The following is a 15,284-nucleotide window of genomic DNA, read 5'->3' as shown; positions in this document are numbered from 1 at the left end:
GATTTTCATAATAGGCCACTGCGCCGTAGCGGCTTTCGCGGATCGGCGGCGGGGTGTAGACCTGGGGTGTTGGCGGAGGCACGTAGATTTGTTGGGGCACATAGGTTGGCTGGGGATAGGCATTCCGATAGGAATCTTGTGCTTCACCGTAGGTGCTATAAACACCGCCATATCCTTGATAACCACACTGCCCTGTTCCTTGGGCGGGGTCGCAAGCCCATGCGCCGGAGATGGCCAATAACAATAGGGGAAGCAGAAAATAACGTTTGTGCATCATGGTTTTCTCCGTGGGAGGGTTTTGGGGGTTTCAGGCTGCTGCCTTGCTCCGTGCATTGCCGCACAGGCGGGGCGTATCCAGCAGCCGCCGTGTTTGGCGCAAGCCCGCTCTGCCCGCTTTCAGGTAGCCTTGGCGCTTGGTAACTGCGGTTTGCAGGTCGGGCATGGATGCCAGACATTGTTTCAATTGGCCGGCGTTTGCGGGGCGTCAATATATGGGCAGGGAGCATTCTTCCACCATGACAAACTCGCAGTCTTTGGCATTGGCGGCTTCGCATTTCTGCATGGCGTCCAGCGCTGCCTGGCCGCGCTGCGTTGAAAGGCCGGGAAACGCTTCTAAGCCTTTGGAACTTTGACCTATCACTACGCTGGCGCATTGGTTGGCGTAGTCAAAATAGATTTTGCAGGTGCGGCCGCTTTTGCGGTTGCACGCCTGTAAGGCCATTTGTCTGGCTCTTTGCGCTGAGTTAATACCGTGGACGGAGGCAAACATTTTGCGACTATCCCATAAGCTATTAGTGAAATAAACGGCAACCGCGCCGTAGCGGCTTTCGCGGATCGGTGGCGGGTTGGACATCATATTGTAAACCGCAGGCGGCGGGGGTACGTAGATTTGCGGAGGCTCGTAGATTTGCGGGGTGTAGCTGGGGGGCGGGACATATGCGCCCGATCCGGGGGGCAGGCCGTACGGGCCGCATCTCCCCGAACCTGCGCCGTCGTAGCAAGCCCATGCGCCGGAGGCGGCCAGTAACAATAGGGGAAGCAGAAAATAACGTTTGTGCATCATGGTTTTCTCCGTGGGAGGGTTTTGGGGGTTTCAGGCTGCTGCCTTGCTCCGTGCATTGCCGCACAGGCGGGGCGTATCCAGCAGCCGCCGTGTTTGGCGCAAGCCCGCTCTGCCCGCTTTCAGGTAGCCTTTGCGGATGGGAGAGGCTACCTGAAAATGAGTTGGCACTAGCCGAGCCGCATCATCTCAATCTGCTCCAAACTGCGGCCGAGGAAGCGCTCGCCGATGGTTTGGAAGCGCAGGGGGATATCGCTCACATAGAAGTGGTAGTCGGCGGGGGTTTGGCTGGGGTTGAGCAGGCCGGCTTCGGCCAAGGCGGCAGCAGTAGCTTCGGCGGTGGTGAGCGCGGAATCCACCAGCGCCAGATGCGGAGCTTCGCTTTGCAGAAGGGGTTTGAGCAGGGGGTAGTGGGTGCAGCCGAGCACGAGGGTGTCGATGTCTTCGGCGAGCAGCGGCTTGAGATATTCGCGCACGGTGAGGCGGGTAACTTCGTGCTCAAGCCAGCCTTCTTCCACCAGCGGCACCAACAGCGGGCAGGCCTGGGAGGGCACGCGCGCCTGCGGGTTTTGCGCGTGGATGGCGCGGGCGTAGGCGTTGGAATTGACAGTGGTGGACGTGGCGATGATGCCGATACGGCCGTTGCGACTGGTAGCCAGCGCGGCTTGCGCACCGGCGGCAATCACGTCGAGCACGGGCATACCGCCGGCGGTTTGCCGCACTTTGGCACCGGCCACGGCGGCGATGGTATTGCAGGCAATCACCAGCGCTTTCACATCGTGTTGCATTAAGAATTCAACGATTTGCGCGGTGTAGGTTTCGATGGTGCTGCGCGATTTCACGCCGTAGGGCACGCGGGCGGTGTCGCCGAAATAAACGATGTTTTCGTTGGGCAGCCGCTCCATCAGCGCGCGCACCACGGTGAGCCCGCCGACGCCGGAATCGAATACGCCGATGGGGCGCTGCGTGAGGCTGTTCGGTTTCATGTTGCTGGTTTGCTGTTGCGGGAAAAGGCGTATTGTACACGCGCGGCGGATAAGCGAAAGGCTACCTGAAATCTTTGTATCGATTTTCAGGTAGCCTTTTGAGGTTAATCAGCCTTATTGCGGCGGCTTGTAATCGTGCTGTTCCAGCAAGCGGGTTTCTTCACGCTCCTCTTGCGGGCGCACGGTTTCAAACTCGCCGTCGATGATGTCGCCGTCCGCACCGTAGCCGGAAGATCGGTAGTTCTGCCCCATCTGGTTGGGCCGCACCGCCGCCGGACCGCCCTTAATCGGCAGCATCAGCAGCAAAGCCAAAGCAGTGGACACAAAACCGGGCGACATCAACAGCAGCGCCGCCACAATATAGCGCAGCGGCCACAGCAATTGGTAAAACGACACCTCGCCCTGATTATTAAACAGCGAGCCGGCCAGCATCACCGAAGAAAAACCCAAGTTGCGCAGCATCACCATGCCGACCATAAACGACAACACCATCAGCAACAGCGTAGGCATTCCGCCAAGCCGCTCGGCCACCATCACAATCGAAGCCGCTTCCGCCCCCGCCAGCAGCAAGAGCCAAATTCCAAGGTAACGCATCGTTTTTTCCTTTTCAAACAAAGAAATGATTTTAGCTTCGCAGAAACTCAACACCAAAGCATCGTTTTAACGAAATTCGTTCCGCTTATTCTAGCGAAATTCGCTCCACTCTTTTTCAGGTAGCCTACAAGCTTCAGCAAGCGTAGCATTCGGTTTTTGCATCCGACACTGGGAAACATCATGACCGCCGAACAAATCTACCGGCAATGGCACGAAGCCGCCAAAAGCCGCAACACCGCTGCCCTGCTCGCCCTGTATCACGAAGCAGCCGAGCTCGAATCGCCGCTGGTGCCCATCATCCTTAATCAAAACAGCGGCGTGCTGCATGGCAAAGCCGAAATCGGCCGCTTCCTCAAAGAAGGCACCCGCCGCCGCCCCAACGAATTGGTGCGCTGGTATCGCAGCGGCCAATACCTTGCCAGCGGCGACCTCCTCGTGTGGGAATACCCGCGCCAAACGCCCGATGGCGAGCAAATCGACATTTTAGAGCTGATGCAGCTCAAAGACGGCCTCATCTGGCGCCACCGCATCTACTGGGGCTGGTTCGGCACACAGATGCTGATTCAATCGGCTCTATCCAAAGCTATCCCTTAGGGCACAACGGCCATCCCTATATCTGCCCGCCATACATAAAATCAAGCGGGTATTTTGCAAAGTTTTCCCAAGCCCACTGCATTCAAAGGCTACCTGAAAGAGTCAGCTTCAATCTAGTTTGCGGCAGGCGGAACAAAAACTCCACCGGGCCCATTAAATCTAACGTTTCGTATTGCTCAAATAGCAAGCAATAAATATTGGTTGCGGCCTGCTGATTGAATGCAGAAGGCATAGCCCTCTCCTCGCGCTATATTTTGCAAACAGCCACATCATACCCTGTTCGCACCAACGCCGCCCGACCGGCTGGTTTGTTTACCTGCCGTTTCCTATAGTATGATAGAAGCACTTCTTTACAGCACACTTGAGCACATGCCAAATTTGCTTAGCTCACACCCGCTGTATCTTTCATTTTTCAGGTAGCCCAGCTGCCCCATCACACGGAGCGCTTCATGAAATTCTCTTCCGCCTGCACCGCCCTCTTATGTACCGCCCTCATGGCCGCCTGCGCCGGCACCTCCTCCGGCGATCAATACTACCGAGTGCAGCGCGGCGACACGCTCTACCGCATCAGCCGACGCTTCAACCAACCCGTCTCCCGCCTAATGGCCTGGAACAACCTGAAAAACTCCTCCCAGCTCGAAGTGGGTCAACGATTGCGCGTGGGCAGCGGCACCAACCGCAGCACATCCGCCAGCAATACACCCAACCGCACAGTAACGCGCACCCCTGCCGAGCGTACCAGCGCCGCACCCAGCAGCCTGCAATGGCCGGTGTGGGGCGAAATCATCACCCAGTTTAACGGCTCCTCCAGCAAAGGCATCGATATCGCCGGCAACGCCGGCACCCCCGTGAAAGCCGCCGCCCCCGGCCGCGTGAGCTACGTGGGCGAAGGCATCCGCGGCTACGGCAAGCTCATCCTCATCAACCACACCGGCGGCATGCTCACCGCATACGCGCACAACAGCCAAATCAGCGTGCGCGAAGGCCAGCAGGTATCCGCCGGGCAAACCATCGCCACCATGGGCAGCAGCGGCACCGACCGCGTGAAACTGCACTTCGAAGTGCGCGTAAACAACCGAGCCGTCAATCCGATGGATTATCTGCCGAAATAAACGTTTGGAACAATAAGGCTACCTGAAACCAGCTCCACGCATTGCTGCGAAGCTCATGTTCAGGTAGCCTTTTGCTTTACATCCACTATCGCTTCAAAGCCAACACCAACACCCCGCCGGCAATCATCGCAATCCCCAGCCATTCCTGCGCTGCCGGCCGCTCTTTGAGAAACAGTACCGCCATCAGCGCCACCAGCACGATGCTGAATTTATCCACCGGCGCCACTTTGGAAGCCTCTCCCATCTGCAAAGCCTTGAAATAAGCCAGCCAAGAAGCCCCCGTGGCCAGGCCGGAAAGAATCAGAAACGCCCAGTTACGCCCCGAAAAACCGCCCACGCCCTGCCATTTGCCGGTGTAGCTCAGAAACGCTGCCAAAGCCGCGATGATCACCAATGTACGGATAAAGGTGGCGAAATCCGAATCGATGCCCTGCAAACCCAACTTGGCAAAAATCGCCGTGAGCGCTGCGAAAAAGGCCGAAGCTAAAGCCCAATAGAGCCAAGCGTTTGAAGTCATATTATTATTCCTTTGCATATTCCCTGAAAAAGGGCTACCTGAAATCTGCCCATCCATTTTTCAGGTAGCTTTTTTATATTATATAACCCGCAGCTTCACTCAAGCCGTACCACAAATTAAATTAATTCCAATGCTACGCAGCAAGCCGCAGACCGTATAAAACTGCCGCAAGGCAAGCGCGAAAGTTGCGTGAATTTGCTATACAATATCGTCCTTCCCTGCCCAAGAACAAAGGATTCCTCATGAACAGCCTATTGCGCCGCAGCCTCGGCCTCTCCCTGCTCGCCTTGTCCCTTTCTGCCTGCGGCCTTCTCGGCGGCAGTGGTTCGCAAACCCCTTCCCGCCAGCCGCTCAAAGCCACCCGCAAGCCCCAAGCCGTTATCGGCCTGGCATTGGGCGGCGGCGCATCCAAAGGCTTTGCCCATATTGGCGTAATTAAGGTATTGGAAGAAAACAATATTCCTGTAAAAATTGTTACCGGCACCAGCGCCGGCGCCCTGGTGGGCAGCCTCTACGCCTCCGGCATGAACGCCCCCCGCCTGCAGCGCGAAGCCGAAAACCTGCAACGCGCCGATTTGGTGGATTTAACCCTCTCCACCAGCGGCTTTATCCGCGGCGAAAAACTGCAAAACTACATCAACCGCCAAGTGGGTAACCGCCCGATCCAAAACCTGCCACGCAAATTCGCCGCCGTAGCCACCGAATTCGACTCCGGCCGCAGCGTGGTATTCCGCAGCGGCAACACCGGCCAGGCCGTGCGTGCTTCCGCCAGCATCCCAAACGTGTTCCAGCCTGCAGTAATCAACGGCAAGCGCTATGTGGACGGTGGCCTCACCGCCCCCGTGCCCGTATCTGCCGCCCGCCAGATGGGCGCCAACGTGGTGATTGCGGTGGACATTTCCGCCAAGCCCGCCCGTATCAGCCAAAGCGGCTTCTTCTCCTATCTCGACCAAAGCCTCAACATCATGAGCGCATCGGCCCTCAACAGCGAGCTGGCCAAAGCCGACGTGGTGATCAAACCGCAGGTACAGCACCTTGGCGCTGTGGGCGGCTTCGATGAAAAAGCCCACGCCATCAAGCTTGGCGAAGATGCTACCCGCGCCGCCCTGCCGCAAATCCGCGCCGTGTTGCAGCGCTACCAAGTGCATTGATGCCCATGCAAGAGGCTACCTGAAATTTTAGCTCCGCAGAATCTCACAGCGCCCGTTTTCAGGTAGCCTATTCTTCAGCCAAGCCCGCAAGCACCGAAAGGCGAGCAGACCCCTGCCGTACCGCCCGTTTGGCCGAGCCCGGATATTTTTCAGGTAGCCCATATCCCGATTGGGGCTACCTGAAAAATATCCCCTTTAAAAAAACAACCCGCCGCACACCTATGTTCACCCTATTCCTCCCCGGCCTCAACTGGCCGCAGCCCGAAGAACTCCCCAGCCTGCACACCCCCGCCCTCAACCGCCTGCTGCGTTTCGGCCGCTTCCAAGCTGCCCCCGCCGCACCTGCCGACTTCTGCTTTACCCACCTCGGCGTGCAGCTCAACCACCTCTTCGCCGAACCCTACGCCTTCGCCAGCCCCCTGCACCAGCAACTCGGCCTGCATAGTGCCCAGCTGCAAAGCAGCGGCCTGCAAATCAGCCCCGAAGAAGCCGAAGTACTGTGCCACGGCCTCAACGCCTTCTGCGGCGAAGACGGCTGGCAGTTCGCCCCCCTTTCCCCCGAGCTGTGGAGCATCCGCCTGCCCCGCCCCGCCGCCTGGCAAGCCCCCTGCATCCTCAACATCACCGGCCAGCACGCCGACCTGCCCCAAGCCGTCGGCCCCCAGCGCAGGCAATGGCTGCAACGCCAAACCGAAATCCAAATGTGGCTGCACGAACACCCCGTCAACCAACGCCGCCAAGCCGAAGGCAGGCTCCCCATCAACGCCCTCTGGCTGTGGGACGAAATGCCCGACACCCATGCCGAGCCCCCCGCCCTAATCGGCAGCAACAGCCCCTGGGCCGCCTACAGCCGCAGCCCGCAAGTCCACCCCGCCCCCGACAGCCTCCCCGATTGGCAAGCTAGCGCCGCCGAGAGCCAAACACCAATCGAACACAGCGCCCTCTATCTCGACGAGCTGCAACAAGCCGCCGAACTGGGCGATCCGCACGTCTACGCCCACACCCTGCAACAATGGGACGAACAATTCTTCGCCCCCCTGTGGCACGCCCTGCAACGCAATCACCTCCCTGCCGCCCGCCTCCTCACCGACGGCGAACACGGCGGCAGCCTCGAAATCCGCGCCCGCAGCGGCTGGGCCTTCTGGAAACCTAAACGCCGCTTCAGCGGCCGCTTAGACGGCATAAACAAATAAAAAAGCTACCTGAAAGCGCAGCTTCAACGGAGTTAAAACTCACCGCATTCGCTTTCAGATAGCCTTTGTTCAAACCTGCTTCACATCCGCCCGGTGCTGCCGAAGCCGCCTTCGCCGCGCGAGCTCTGGGCAAATTCTTCCACCACCTTAAACTGCGGCTGCAGCACGGGCACGATCACCATTTGCGCCACGCGTGCCATCGGTTCGATGGTGAACGTTTCGCTGCTTCGGTTCCACAATGAAATTTTGAGTTCACCCTGATAGTCGGAATCGATCAGGCCGACCAGGTTGCCCAGTACGATGCCGTTCTTATGGCCCAGCCCGGAGCGCGGCAGCAACATGGCGGCGTAGGCCGGGTCGGCCAGATGGATGGCTATGCCGGTGGGCACAAGATAGGTGCTGCCGGGCGGGAGCTCTACGGCTTCGTCCAAACAGGCGCGCAAATCGAGGCCGGCGGCGCCGGAAGTGGCGTAGTGCGGCAGGTGTTCTTGCATTTTTGGGTTGAGGATTTTGAGTTCGACTGTGGGTTGCATAGTTATCTCGATAAAGATTTGAATTTTAATGTAGATAAATTTTCAGGTAGCCATTTACGCCCTGCGGCATGTCGAGGCCGTGGCAAACCCCATATTTGGCACATTTCTGCGCGGTGCGCTTCTCGAACGCTTGAAAAATATTTCAATATTATCTACGCATTCTGCGATGCTACCGCTTTGAACTGCACTCAAATATGGGGTTTGCCACGGCCTCGGGCTACCTGAAAATATAACTGCGCTGTGGCTTAGGGCATCAGCATGCCGCCGTTCACGTGCAGGGTTTGGCCGGTGATGTAGCGCGCCTGCTCGGAGGCGAGAAACAAAACGGCGGCGGCCACATCGTCTGCTTCGCCGAATTTGCCCAGCGAAGTTTGGGCGGTGAATGCCGCACGGACTTCCTCAGGCAGGGCTTGGGTCATGGCGGTATCGATGAAGCCGGGAGCCACACAGTTTACGGTGATGCCGCGGCTGCCCACTTCGCGTGCCAGCGATTTGGAAAAGCCCATCAGGCCGGCTTTGGCGGCGGCGTAGTTGCTCTGGCCAGCATTGCCCATCGCACCCACCACGGAGGTGATGCTGATAATGCGGCCGCTGCGCTGCTTCATCATGCCGCGCAATACGGCTTTGCTGGCGCGGAATACGGATTTGAGGTTGACCTGCATGATCTCATCCCACTCTTCTTCTTTCATGCGCATCAAGAGGTTGTCGCGGGTGATACCGGCATTGTTTACCAAGATATCCAACTTGCCAAACTCTTTTTCGATGTCGGCAATCAAATTTTCGATGCTGTTTTCTTCAGTGATTTGCAACACGCGGCCATGCCCCTGCCATTGTGCCAAGCGCTGGCCAACGGCAGCCGCGCCTGCTTCGCTAACGGCCGTGCCGATCACCGTTGCCCCGGCTTGCGCCAGCGTGTCGGCAATGGCCGCTCCGATACCGCGCGAGGCGCCGGTCACCAAGGCGATTTTCTGAGAGAGATTTTGGGTAAGCATATCGGGATTCCTTTTAAGTGGGAAATAGGGTTTCAGGTAGCCCCGAGGTGTGTGAGGCTACCTGAAAATTAATGGGCGGCGATAAATGCGTCCACCGCTTCCTGCGAAGTGAGCGCGGCGCACACAGCGGCTTTATCGATGCGTTTGGCCAAGCCGGCCAGCACTTTGCCCGGACCGCATTCGGCGGATTCGGTAATGCCTTCGCGCACGAGGAGCGCCACGGTTTCCGTCCAGCGCACCGGGCTGTAAAGCTGGCGCACCAGCGCGTCTTTGATTTGCGCGGGGTCGGTGTAGGAAGCCACGTCCACGTTGTTGATCACACGGATTTGCGGCGCGTTCAATGCCACGCTTTGCAGGGCGGCGGCCAGTTTTTCGGCGGCAGGCTTCATCAGGCTGCAATGCGACGGCACAGACACCGGCAGCGGCAGGGCACGTTTGGCACCGGCTTCTTTGGCTGCGGCCATAGCGCGTTCCACCGCAGCGGCATCGCCCGCAATCACCACTTGGCCGGGCGAATTGAAGTTCACCGCCTCGGCCACCTGCCCTTGCGCGGCAGCGGCGCAGATTTGGCGCACGGCATCGTCTTCCAGCCCCAAAATGGCGGCCATCGCGCCCTGCCCTTGCGGCACGGCCGACTGCATCAGCTCGGCACGCAGGCGCACCAGGCGCACGGCATCGGCAAAATCCAGGCTGCCCGCGGCCACCAGCGCGCTGTATTCGCCCAAGCTGTGCCCGGCCACGGCGGCGGGGATTTTGCCGCCCGCTTCGAGGTAGGAGCGGTAAGTGGCCACGCCTGCGGCCAGCATCAAGGGCTGGGTGTTGACGGTTTGGCCGATGAGCGCGGCATCTTCGCCGTTCATCATCGCCCACAAATCCTCGCCCAGCGCGGCGGAGGCCTGCTCAAAGGTTTGGCGGACAACAGCGCTGCCGTCGAAACCGGCCATCATGTTCAGGCTCTGCGAGCCTTGGCCGGGGAAGAAAAAGGCAAAAGACATGGGGTTTCCTTATCTTATTGAAAAATATCTTGTTGGGAACAGTAGCAGGCTACCTGAAAATGCCTGATTGCGTTTTCAGGTAGCCTTTTAAAGCAATGGCAGCAGAAGAATTAAATTCCATTCATCTAATATTTTGATTAATCAAAGTTAGAATGAACGTACCGATTATTCTGATTTCTTCATTTACTTGGTTAGAACAGGATACTCAAACAGGCTACCTGAAAAACAGCAAGCCGTATTTTCAGGTAGCCTCTCACTCAAATCAGCGCCCGTGGTAGTTCGGCGCTTCTTTGGTAATCTGCACGTCGTGCACGTGCGATTCGCTCATGCCAGCGGCGGTGATTTCCACAAACTCGGCCTTTTCGTGCATTTCGGCAATATTGGCGCAGCCCAAATAGCCCATGCTGGAGCGCAGGCCGCCCACTAGCTGGTGGATGATGTTCACAATCGGGCCTTTATACGGCACGCGGCCTTCGATGCCCTCGGGCACGTATTTGTCGGTGCTGTCTTGTTTGTCTTGGAAATAGCGGTCGGACGAGCCTTGGCTCATCGCGCCCAGCGAGCCCATGCCGCGGTAGGATTTGTAGGAGCGGCCTTGATAGAGCTCGATTTCGCCAGGCGCTTCGTCTGTGCCGGCAAACATGCCGCCCAGCATCACGGTGGAGGCGCCGGCAGCCAAGGCTTTGGCCACGTCGCCGGAGAAGCGGATGCCGCCGTCGGCAATCAGCGGCACGCCGGTGCCTTTGAGCGCCTCGGCCACGTTGTGAATCGCTGTCAGCTGCGGCACGCCCACGCCGGCCACGATGCGGGTGGTGCAAATCGAGCCCGGGCCGATGCCCACTTTCACTGCGTCTGCCCCAGCAGCCACCAAATCGCGTGCCGCCTGTGCGGTGGCAATATTACCGCCGATGACTTGCACTTGCGGGAAGTGTGCCTTCACCCAACGCACCCGATCCAAAACACCTTGGCTGTGGCCGTGTGCGGTGTCCACCACAATCACGTCCACCCCGGCAGCCACCAAGGCGGCTACGCGTTCGTCGGTTTCCGGACCCACGCCCACCGCCGCGCCCACGCGCAAGCGGCCGTCTTGGTCTTTATTGGCATAGGGGAATTCGGTGGTTTTCAAAATATCACGCACCGTGATCAGGCCTTTGAGCTCGTCTTGGGCGTTCACAACCAAAACGCGCTCGACCTTATGCTGATGCATCAGTTCGCGCGCGTCTTCAATGCTGGTGCCTTCGGGCACGGTAACCAATTCGACCCGGGGCGTCATAATGGCGGACACCGGTTGGTCGAGGCGGGTTTCAAAGCGTAAATCGCGGTTGGTAACCAAGCCCACCAGTTTGCCGTCCTGCACCACCGGCAGGCCGGACATCTGCCGCTTGCGTTGTGCGCGCATTTCCAACAGCTGGCCAACCAACATTTCCGGCGCAATCGTTACCGGGTCTTTCACCACGCCGCTTTCGTGCCGCTTCACCTTAGCTACGGCCTCAGCCTGGCGTTTGATGCTCATGTTCTTATGAATAATACCGATGCCGCCTTCCTGCGCCATAGAAATGGCCAAGCGCGCCTCGGTAACGGTATCCATGGCAGCAGAAATCAGGGGCATATTAATGGAAATGTTGCGGGTGAGACGAGTTTGCAGCGAGACGTGCTTGGGAAGCACTTGGGAATGGGCGGGAACAAGCAATACATCATCAAAGGTGTAGGCTTTTTCAACGATTCGCATGATTAAAACCTTCTTGTCGGTTGCTAATGATGCGGCCGCATTGTAGCAAATTTGTCGGCATTTAGTAAGCATCAACTACCAAGCATGACATTCGCACGCCAGTTGAAGTACAATAAAAACTGATTATGTAACCATATTCAACGGGAAGACCACCAAATGAATAAAAAATTAACCTTGCTGGCCACCTGCGCCGCAACCATGCTGTTTTCAGGTAGCCTGATGGCAGAAGACGTTTACCACTGGAATAGCCGCAGCCCGACCTATTCCGATGTGCCGAGAAACCTTGTTCCAGCCACCAGCAACATCGTGAACGTGCGCACCCAAACCTCGCGCCCTGCCGTTGCGCCTGCCGGCCATCAGCAAAACCAGCTGCCACAAGTGCAGAATAATAATGGTGAAATCTCTGCTGCTGATCTGCAAGCCATGACCAACCAAAAGCAGATGGAAGAAAACCAGGCTAGGGAAGAAGCCAACCGCAAAGTAATAGAAGATAACAATGCTGCCCGCGCCAGCAACTGCAACGTTGCTAAAATCAACTTGCAACACGCGCAAACTGCCCGTATCCAAAACCGCGAGCAGCTCATCCAGCAATATCAGAGCAACGTAAATCAATTCTGCAACTAACGGCGCTCCAGCCGGTTTGATTCAGCCGGCCGTTCGGTCTTGCCGTTTCACTTTCCAGCAAACCTTCGGCCATGTCTGATTTCGACCCGCATGCCATCATCGGCAACCTGCCCAACCTGCCCGGCGTTTACCGCTTTTCGGATAAGGATGGGCAGGTTTTGTACGTTGGCAAAGCCGTCAACCTCAAACGCCGCGTGGGCAGCTATTTTCAAAAAAACGACTTATCCCCGCGCATTGCTCTGATGGTGCGGCAGATTGCCCACATCGAAATCACGGTAACCCGCTCTGAAACTGAAGCGCTGATTCTCGAAAACAACTTCATCAAGGCCTTGTCGCCCAAATACAATATCCTGTTTCGCGACGACAAATCCTACCCTTATCTCATGCTTACCGGGCATGACTTCCCGCAGATGGCCTACTACCGCGGTAGCCTGAAGAAAACCAACCAATACTTCGGCCCCTACCCCAACAGCTATGCCGTGCGTGACAGCATTCAGATTTTGCAGAAAGTTTTCCTGCTGCGCACCTGCGAAGACAGCGTATTCGAACACCGCGACCGCCCCTGCCTGCTCTACCAAATTAAGCGTTGCTCCGCTCCCTGTGTCGGCTACATTTCGCAGGAAGACTACCGCACCAGCGTGGAAGAAGCCGCCACATTCCTCAACGGCAAAGCCGACCGCCTGCTGCAAAGCCTCACCACCAAAATGCAGCAGGCTGCCGAAGCGCTCGACTTCGAACATGCCGCCCGCTACCGCGACCAAATCCAAGCCCTGGGCAAAATCCAAAGCCAGCAGTTTATCGACAGCAACAACCCCAACGCTGCCTACAACATCGATATTCTCGCCCTCGCTGCCGAGCAAGGCAGCATCTGTATTCATTGGGTCAGCATCCGCAACGGCCGGCGCGTGGGTGAAAAGAGCTTTTTCCCCGACAGCCGCCACTCTGCCCCCGAAGAAGCTGTCGCCTATGGCGAAGCCTTCGCTGCCCAGCATTATCTCGACCGCGATAAGCCCGATATCATCATCAGCAACTTCAGGCTACCTGAAAACCTGCAAGCCGCTCTGATCGAAGAGCACGGCAAACAAATCCGCTTTATTGCCAAAACCAGCGGCGAGCGGCGCGTGTGGCTGCAAATGGCCGAACAAAACGCCCTGCTCGCCCTGCGCCAGAAACAGCAGCAAAACCAGAACCAAGAACAACGCGTCCAAGCCTTGGCCGAACTGCTGCAACTGCCCACCGCCGAGCTCAACCGCATCGAATGCTTCGACATCAGCCACACCCAAGGCGAAGCCACCGTCGCCTCCTGCGTGGTCTATGAAAACCAAAGCATGCGCCCCGACCAATATCGCCGCTACAACATCAAAACCGCCAAAGCCGGCGACGACTACGCCGCCATGCGCGAAGTGCTCACCCGCCGCTACGGCAAACTGGCCGAAGGCAACGAAGAAGACGGCAAATGGCCCGATCTGGTGCTGATCGACGGCGGCAAAGGCCAAGTGGCCATGGCGCAGCAAGTGTGGCAGGATTTAGGCATCCGCCTGCCCATGGTCGGCATTGCCAAAGGCCCAGAGCGCAAAGCCGGCCTCGAAGAGCTGATTATTCCGCACTTAGGCACCACCACCCAGCTCCCACCGCACCACCCCGCCCTACACCTTTTGCAAACCGTACGCGACGAGTCCCACCGCTTTGCCATCACCGGCCACCGCCGCAAACGCGGCAAAGCCCGCGTTACCTCCTCGCTGGCCGAAATCCCCGGCGTGGGCGACAAACGCCGCCGCAGCCTGCTCACCCGCTTCGGCGGCCTGCGCGGTATCCAAGCCGCCAGTATCGACGACTTGGCCCAAACCGAAGGCATCAGCCGCGCCTTGGCTGAAAAAATCTACGAAGCCCTACACTGAAAGACCGCAATATGCCCTGGAACATCCCCATCCTGCTTACTTGGTCGCGCATCCTCATGATTCCGCTGTTTACCGCCCTTTTTTACCTGCCCGCCTCCTGGCGCGTGGGCATCCAAACCGTAAACACCTGCGCCGCCGCATTATTCGTGCTCGCCGCCGTGACCGACTGGTTCGATGGCTACCTCGCCCGCAAATGGAAGCAAACCTCCGACTTCGGCGCCTTCCTCGACCCCGTGGCCGACAAACTCATGGTGGCCGTCGCCCTCATCCTCCTCGTCCGCCTCGATCGCACCTGGGCCATCTGCGCCATCATTATCATCGGCCGCGAAATCACCATCTCCGCCCTGCGCGAATGGATGGCGCAGCTAGGCAAACGCAACAGCGTGGCTGTGGCCACCGTTGGCAAATTCAAAACCGCCGCCCAAATGGCCGCCATCACCCTGCTGCTGCTGCAAAGCTGGCCCTCCCTCGGCCTCGACTTCATCTGGCTGGGCAACGCCCTCATGTTCGCCGCCTGCGTGCTCACCCTGTGGTCGATGTTCTACTACCTCAAAATGGCGGCCAAAGAATTCAAACAGCCCCGTCCACCCGAAGCCGGCTGAAAACGCCACACGCACCATTAACCAACCCTACCGAAGCCTCATATTTTTCAGGTAGCCTTCTTATGCAAAAGGCTATCTGAAATCTTGTATATACAGAAAAGGTTACCTGAACCCCAGCCTGCCACCCTCCGGCACTTTTCAGGTAGCCTTTCCCACAAACGAATGTTAATATCCATTTACCAACCATCCAAGGTTGGCCACTCACCCACTCAAGCAAAGGATCAAGCCATGTTTGCAAAATCCCTGTTGAAACCCCTCTTCCTCGCCGCCGCCCTGCTGATGCTCAACGGCTGCGCCACCGCCTTCTTATGGAAAGATTATGAATCGGAAGGCCGCTCCACCACCTCCACCCACACCGACAAAGACACCGTGGTCGGCTTTGCCCGCACCAAACCCGACAGCCGGCAACTGGTACCCAACAGCATCGTGATGCTGGGCGAGCGCTATATCTACGTGCTGGATAAAGGCCGCGATCCGAGGACAGGAAGCGGCAGAACAGCCCGGGAAGTGGATTTGGGCGCGATTTTAAACGTGAAGCTGTCCCAGCCCTTCCAAATGTACGATCCCTCCAACGACCCCAAAAACTGCTGTAGCGCCCAGCCTTGGGAAGGCTTCAGGCTGGAGGCCGGCAGCCCGTCGGCGCAACGCTTCTGCAGCGCGGATTTCGATTTAGTTTATCAAGAAAACCCGCGCCTTTCCCCCGC

The 15,284-nt window shown here is 58.0% G+C and carries 19 protein-coding genes and 1 pseudogene; 8 read left to right on the top strand and 12 right to left on the bottom strand.

The features are described 5' to 3' along the window. From HMPREF2796_RS11385 to HMPREF2796_RS06795, 6 genes are all read right to left on the bottom strand, one after another. Positions 1-277: hypothetical protein (locus HMPREF2796_RS11385; RefSeq protein WP_210385355.1), on the bottom strand; the 277-nt coding region annotated here is incomplete at its 3' end. Positions 278-307: 30 nt separating this feature from the next. Further along, the gene (locus tag HMPREF2796_RS11775) at positions 308-442 is read right to left on the bottom strand and encodes a hypothetical protein (RefSeq protein ID WP_256388661.1); all 135 of its coding nucleotides are present in this window, start codon (positions 440-442) and stop codon (positions 308-310) included. 42 nt (positions 443-484) lie between these two features. After that, positions 485-1,063, bottom strand: coding sequence for a DUF4189 domain-containing protein (locus HMPREF2796_RS06805; protein WP_083308670.1), 579 nt, complete (start codon positions 1,061-1,063; stop codon positions 485-487). Positions 1,064-1,093: 30 nt separating this feature from the next. Next, on the bottom strand, positions 1,094-1,231 hold the full coding sequence (locus tag HMPREF2796_RS11380; protein WP_168162820.1) for a hypothetical protein: 138 nt from the start codon (positions 1,229-1,231) through the stop codon (positions 1,094-1,096). Continuing rightward, positions 1,231-2,046: a glutamate racemase gene (murI, locus tag HMPREF2796_RS06800; protein WP_003821951.1), complete on the bottom strand. Its 816-nt coding sequence runs from the start codon at positions 2,044-2,046 to the stop codon at positions 1,231-1,233. The genes HMPREF2796_RS11380 and murI overlap by 1 nt, the downstream gene beginning before the upstream one ends. 114 nt (positions 2,047-2,160) lie before the next feature. Next, positions 2,161-2,640 (bottom strand): FxsA family protein, encoded by a 480-nt coding sequence (locus tag HMPREF2796_RS06795; protein WP_070632237.1) that lies wholly within the window; start codon positions 2,638-2,640, stop codon positions 2,161-2,163. 180 nt (positions 2,641-2,820) lie between these two features. On the opposite strand from HMPREF2796_RS06795, the gene HMPREF2796_RS06790 reads away from it, so the two are divergent. Then, positions 2,821-3,234 (top strand): nuclear transport factor 2 family protein, encoded by a 414-nt coding sequence (locus tag HMPREF2796_RS06790; protein ID WP_070632235.1) that lies wholly within the window; start codon positions 2,821-2,823, stop codon positions 3,232-3,234. A gap of 82 nt (positions 3,235-3,316) precedes the next feature. Here the strand turns inward: HMPREF2796_RS06790 and HMPREF2796_RS10825 are convergent, their stop codons facing one another. Next, positions 3,317-3,466, bottom strand: coding sequence for a hypothetical protein (locus HMPREF2796_RS10825; protein ID WP_210385354.1), 150 nt, complete (start codon positions 3,464-3,466; stop codon positions 3,317-3,319). A gap of 217 nt (positions 3,467-3,683) precedes the next feature. Here HMPREF2796_RS10825 and HMPREF2796_RS06785 point away from each other — a divergent pair, with 217 nt between their 5' ends. Beyond that, positions 3,684-4,346: a M23 family metallopeptidase gene (locus tag HMPREF2796_RS06785; protein ID WP_070632233.1), complete on the top strand. Its 663-nt coding sequence runs from the start codon at positions 3,684-3,686 to the stop codon at positions 4,344-4,346. Positions 4,347-4,431: 85 nt separating this feature from the next. Here the strand turns inward: HMPREF2796_RS06785 and HMPREF2796_RS06780 are convergent, their stop codons facing one another. Continuing rightward, the gene (locus tag HMPREF2796_RS06780) at positions 4,432-4,863 is read right to left on the bottom strand and encodes an EamA family transporter (RefSeq protein WP_070632230.1); all 432 of its coding nucleotides are present in this window, start codon (positions 4,861-4,863) and stop codon (positions 4,432-4,434) included. Positions 4,864-5,105: 242 nt separating this feature from the next. Between HMPREF2796_RS06780 and HMPREF2796_RS06775 the strand changes: the two genes are divergently transcribed. After that, complete coding sequence (locus tag HMPREF2796_RS06775) at positions 5,106-6,014, top strand: patatin-like phospholipase family protein (protein ID WP_070632225.1); 909 nt, start codon at positions 5,106-5,108, stop codon at positions 6,012-6,014. Positions 6,015-6,235: 221 nt separating this feature from the next. Then, a complete protein-coding gene (locus HMPREF2796_RS06770) occupies positions 6,236-7,207 on the top strand; it encodes a hypothetical protein (protein ID WP_070633449.1) in 972 nt (323 codons plus the stop codon). Between the two features lie 80 nt (positions 7,208-7,287). Here HMPREF2796_RS06770 and dut read toward each other — a convergent pair whose 3' ends face one another. The 4 genes from dut to guaB all read right to left on the bottom strand — a co-directional run bounded on the left by dut (position 7,288) and on the right by guaB (position 11,456). Next, positions 7,288-7,740, bottom strand: coding sequence for a dUTP diphosphatase (gene dut, locus HMPREF2796_RS06765; RefSeq protein ID WP_070632220.1), 453 nt, complete (start codon positions 7,738-7,740; stop codon positions 7,288-7,290). A gap of 245 nt (positions 7,741-7,985) precedes the next feature. After that, entirely contained in the window at positions 7,986-8,732 is a 747-nt protein-coding gene (gene fabG, locus HMPREF2796_RS06760; protein WP_070632215.1) for a 3-oxoacyl-ACP reductase FabG, read from the bottom strand. A 68-nt stretch (positions 8,733-8,800) separates the two neighbouring features. Next, positions 8,801-9,727 carry an ACP S-malonyltransferase gene (gene fabD / locus HMPREF2796_RS06755; RefSeq protein WP_070632212.1) on the bottom strand — a complete coding sequence of 309 codons (927 nt, stop codon included), beginning with the start codon at positions 9,725-9,727 and terminating at the stop codon, positions 8,801-8,803. A gap of 262 nt (positions 9,728-9,989) precedes the next feature. Then, positions 9,990-11,456, bottom strand: coding sequence for an IMP dehydrogenase (gene guaB, locus HMPREF2796_RS06750; RefSeq protein WP_070632209.1), 1,467 nt, complete (start codon positions 11,454-11,456; stop codon positions 9,990-9,992). Positions 11,457-11,612: 156 nt separating this feature from the next. Between guaB and HMPREF2796_RS06745 the strand changes: the two genes are divergently transcribed. The 4 genes and pseudogenes from HMPREF2796_RS06745 to HMPREF2796_RS11700 form a co-directional block, all read left to right on the top strand. Continuing rightward, positions 11,613-12,080, top strand: coding sequence for a hypothetical protein (locus tag HMPREF2796_RS06745; RefSeq protein ID WP_070632206.1), 468 nt, complete (start codon positions 11,613-11,615; stop codon positions 12,078-12,080). Positions 12,081-12,151: 71 nt separating this feature from the next. Beyond that, positions 12,152-13,978 carry an excinuclease ABC subunit UvrC gene (uvrC, locus tag HMPREF2796_RS06740; protein WP_070632203.1) on the top strand — a complete coding sequence of 609 codons (1,827 nt, stop codon included), beginning with the start codon at positions 12,152-12,154 and terminating at the stop codon, positions 13,976-13,978. Positions 13,979-13,989: 11 nt separating this feature from the next. Continuing rightward, positions 13,990-14,580 carry a CDP-diacylglycerol--glycerol-3-phosphate 3-phosphatidyltransferase gene (pgsA, locus tag HMPREF2796_RS06735; protein ID WP_070632200.1) on the top strand — a complete coding sequence of 197 codons (591 nt, stop codon included), beginning with the start codon at positions 13,990-13,992 and terminating at the stop codon, positions 14,578-14,580. A gap of 228 nt (positions 14,581-14,808) precedes the next feature. Further along, positions 14,809-15,284: pseudogene (locus HMPREF2796_RS11700) on the top strand (hypothetical protein); the annotation flags it as partial.

The sequence above is a fragment of the Eikenella sp. HMSC071B05 genome (genome assembly GCF_001811325.1).
Lineage (GTDB): Bacteria > Pseudomonadota > Gammaproteobacteria > Burkholderiales > Neisseriaceae > Eikenella > Eikenella corrodens.
This window is presented reverse-complemented; position numbering and strand designations above follow the sequence as displayed.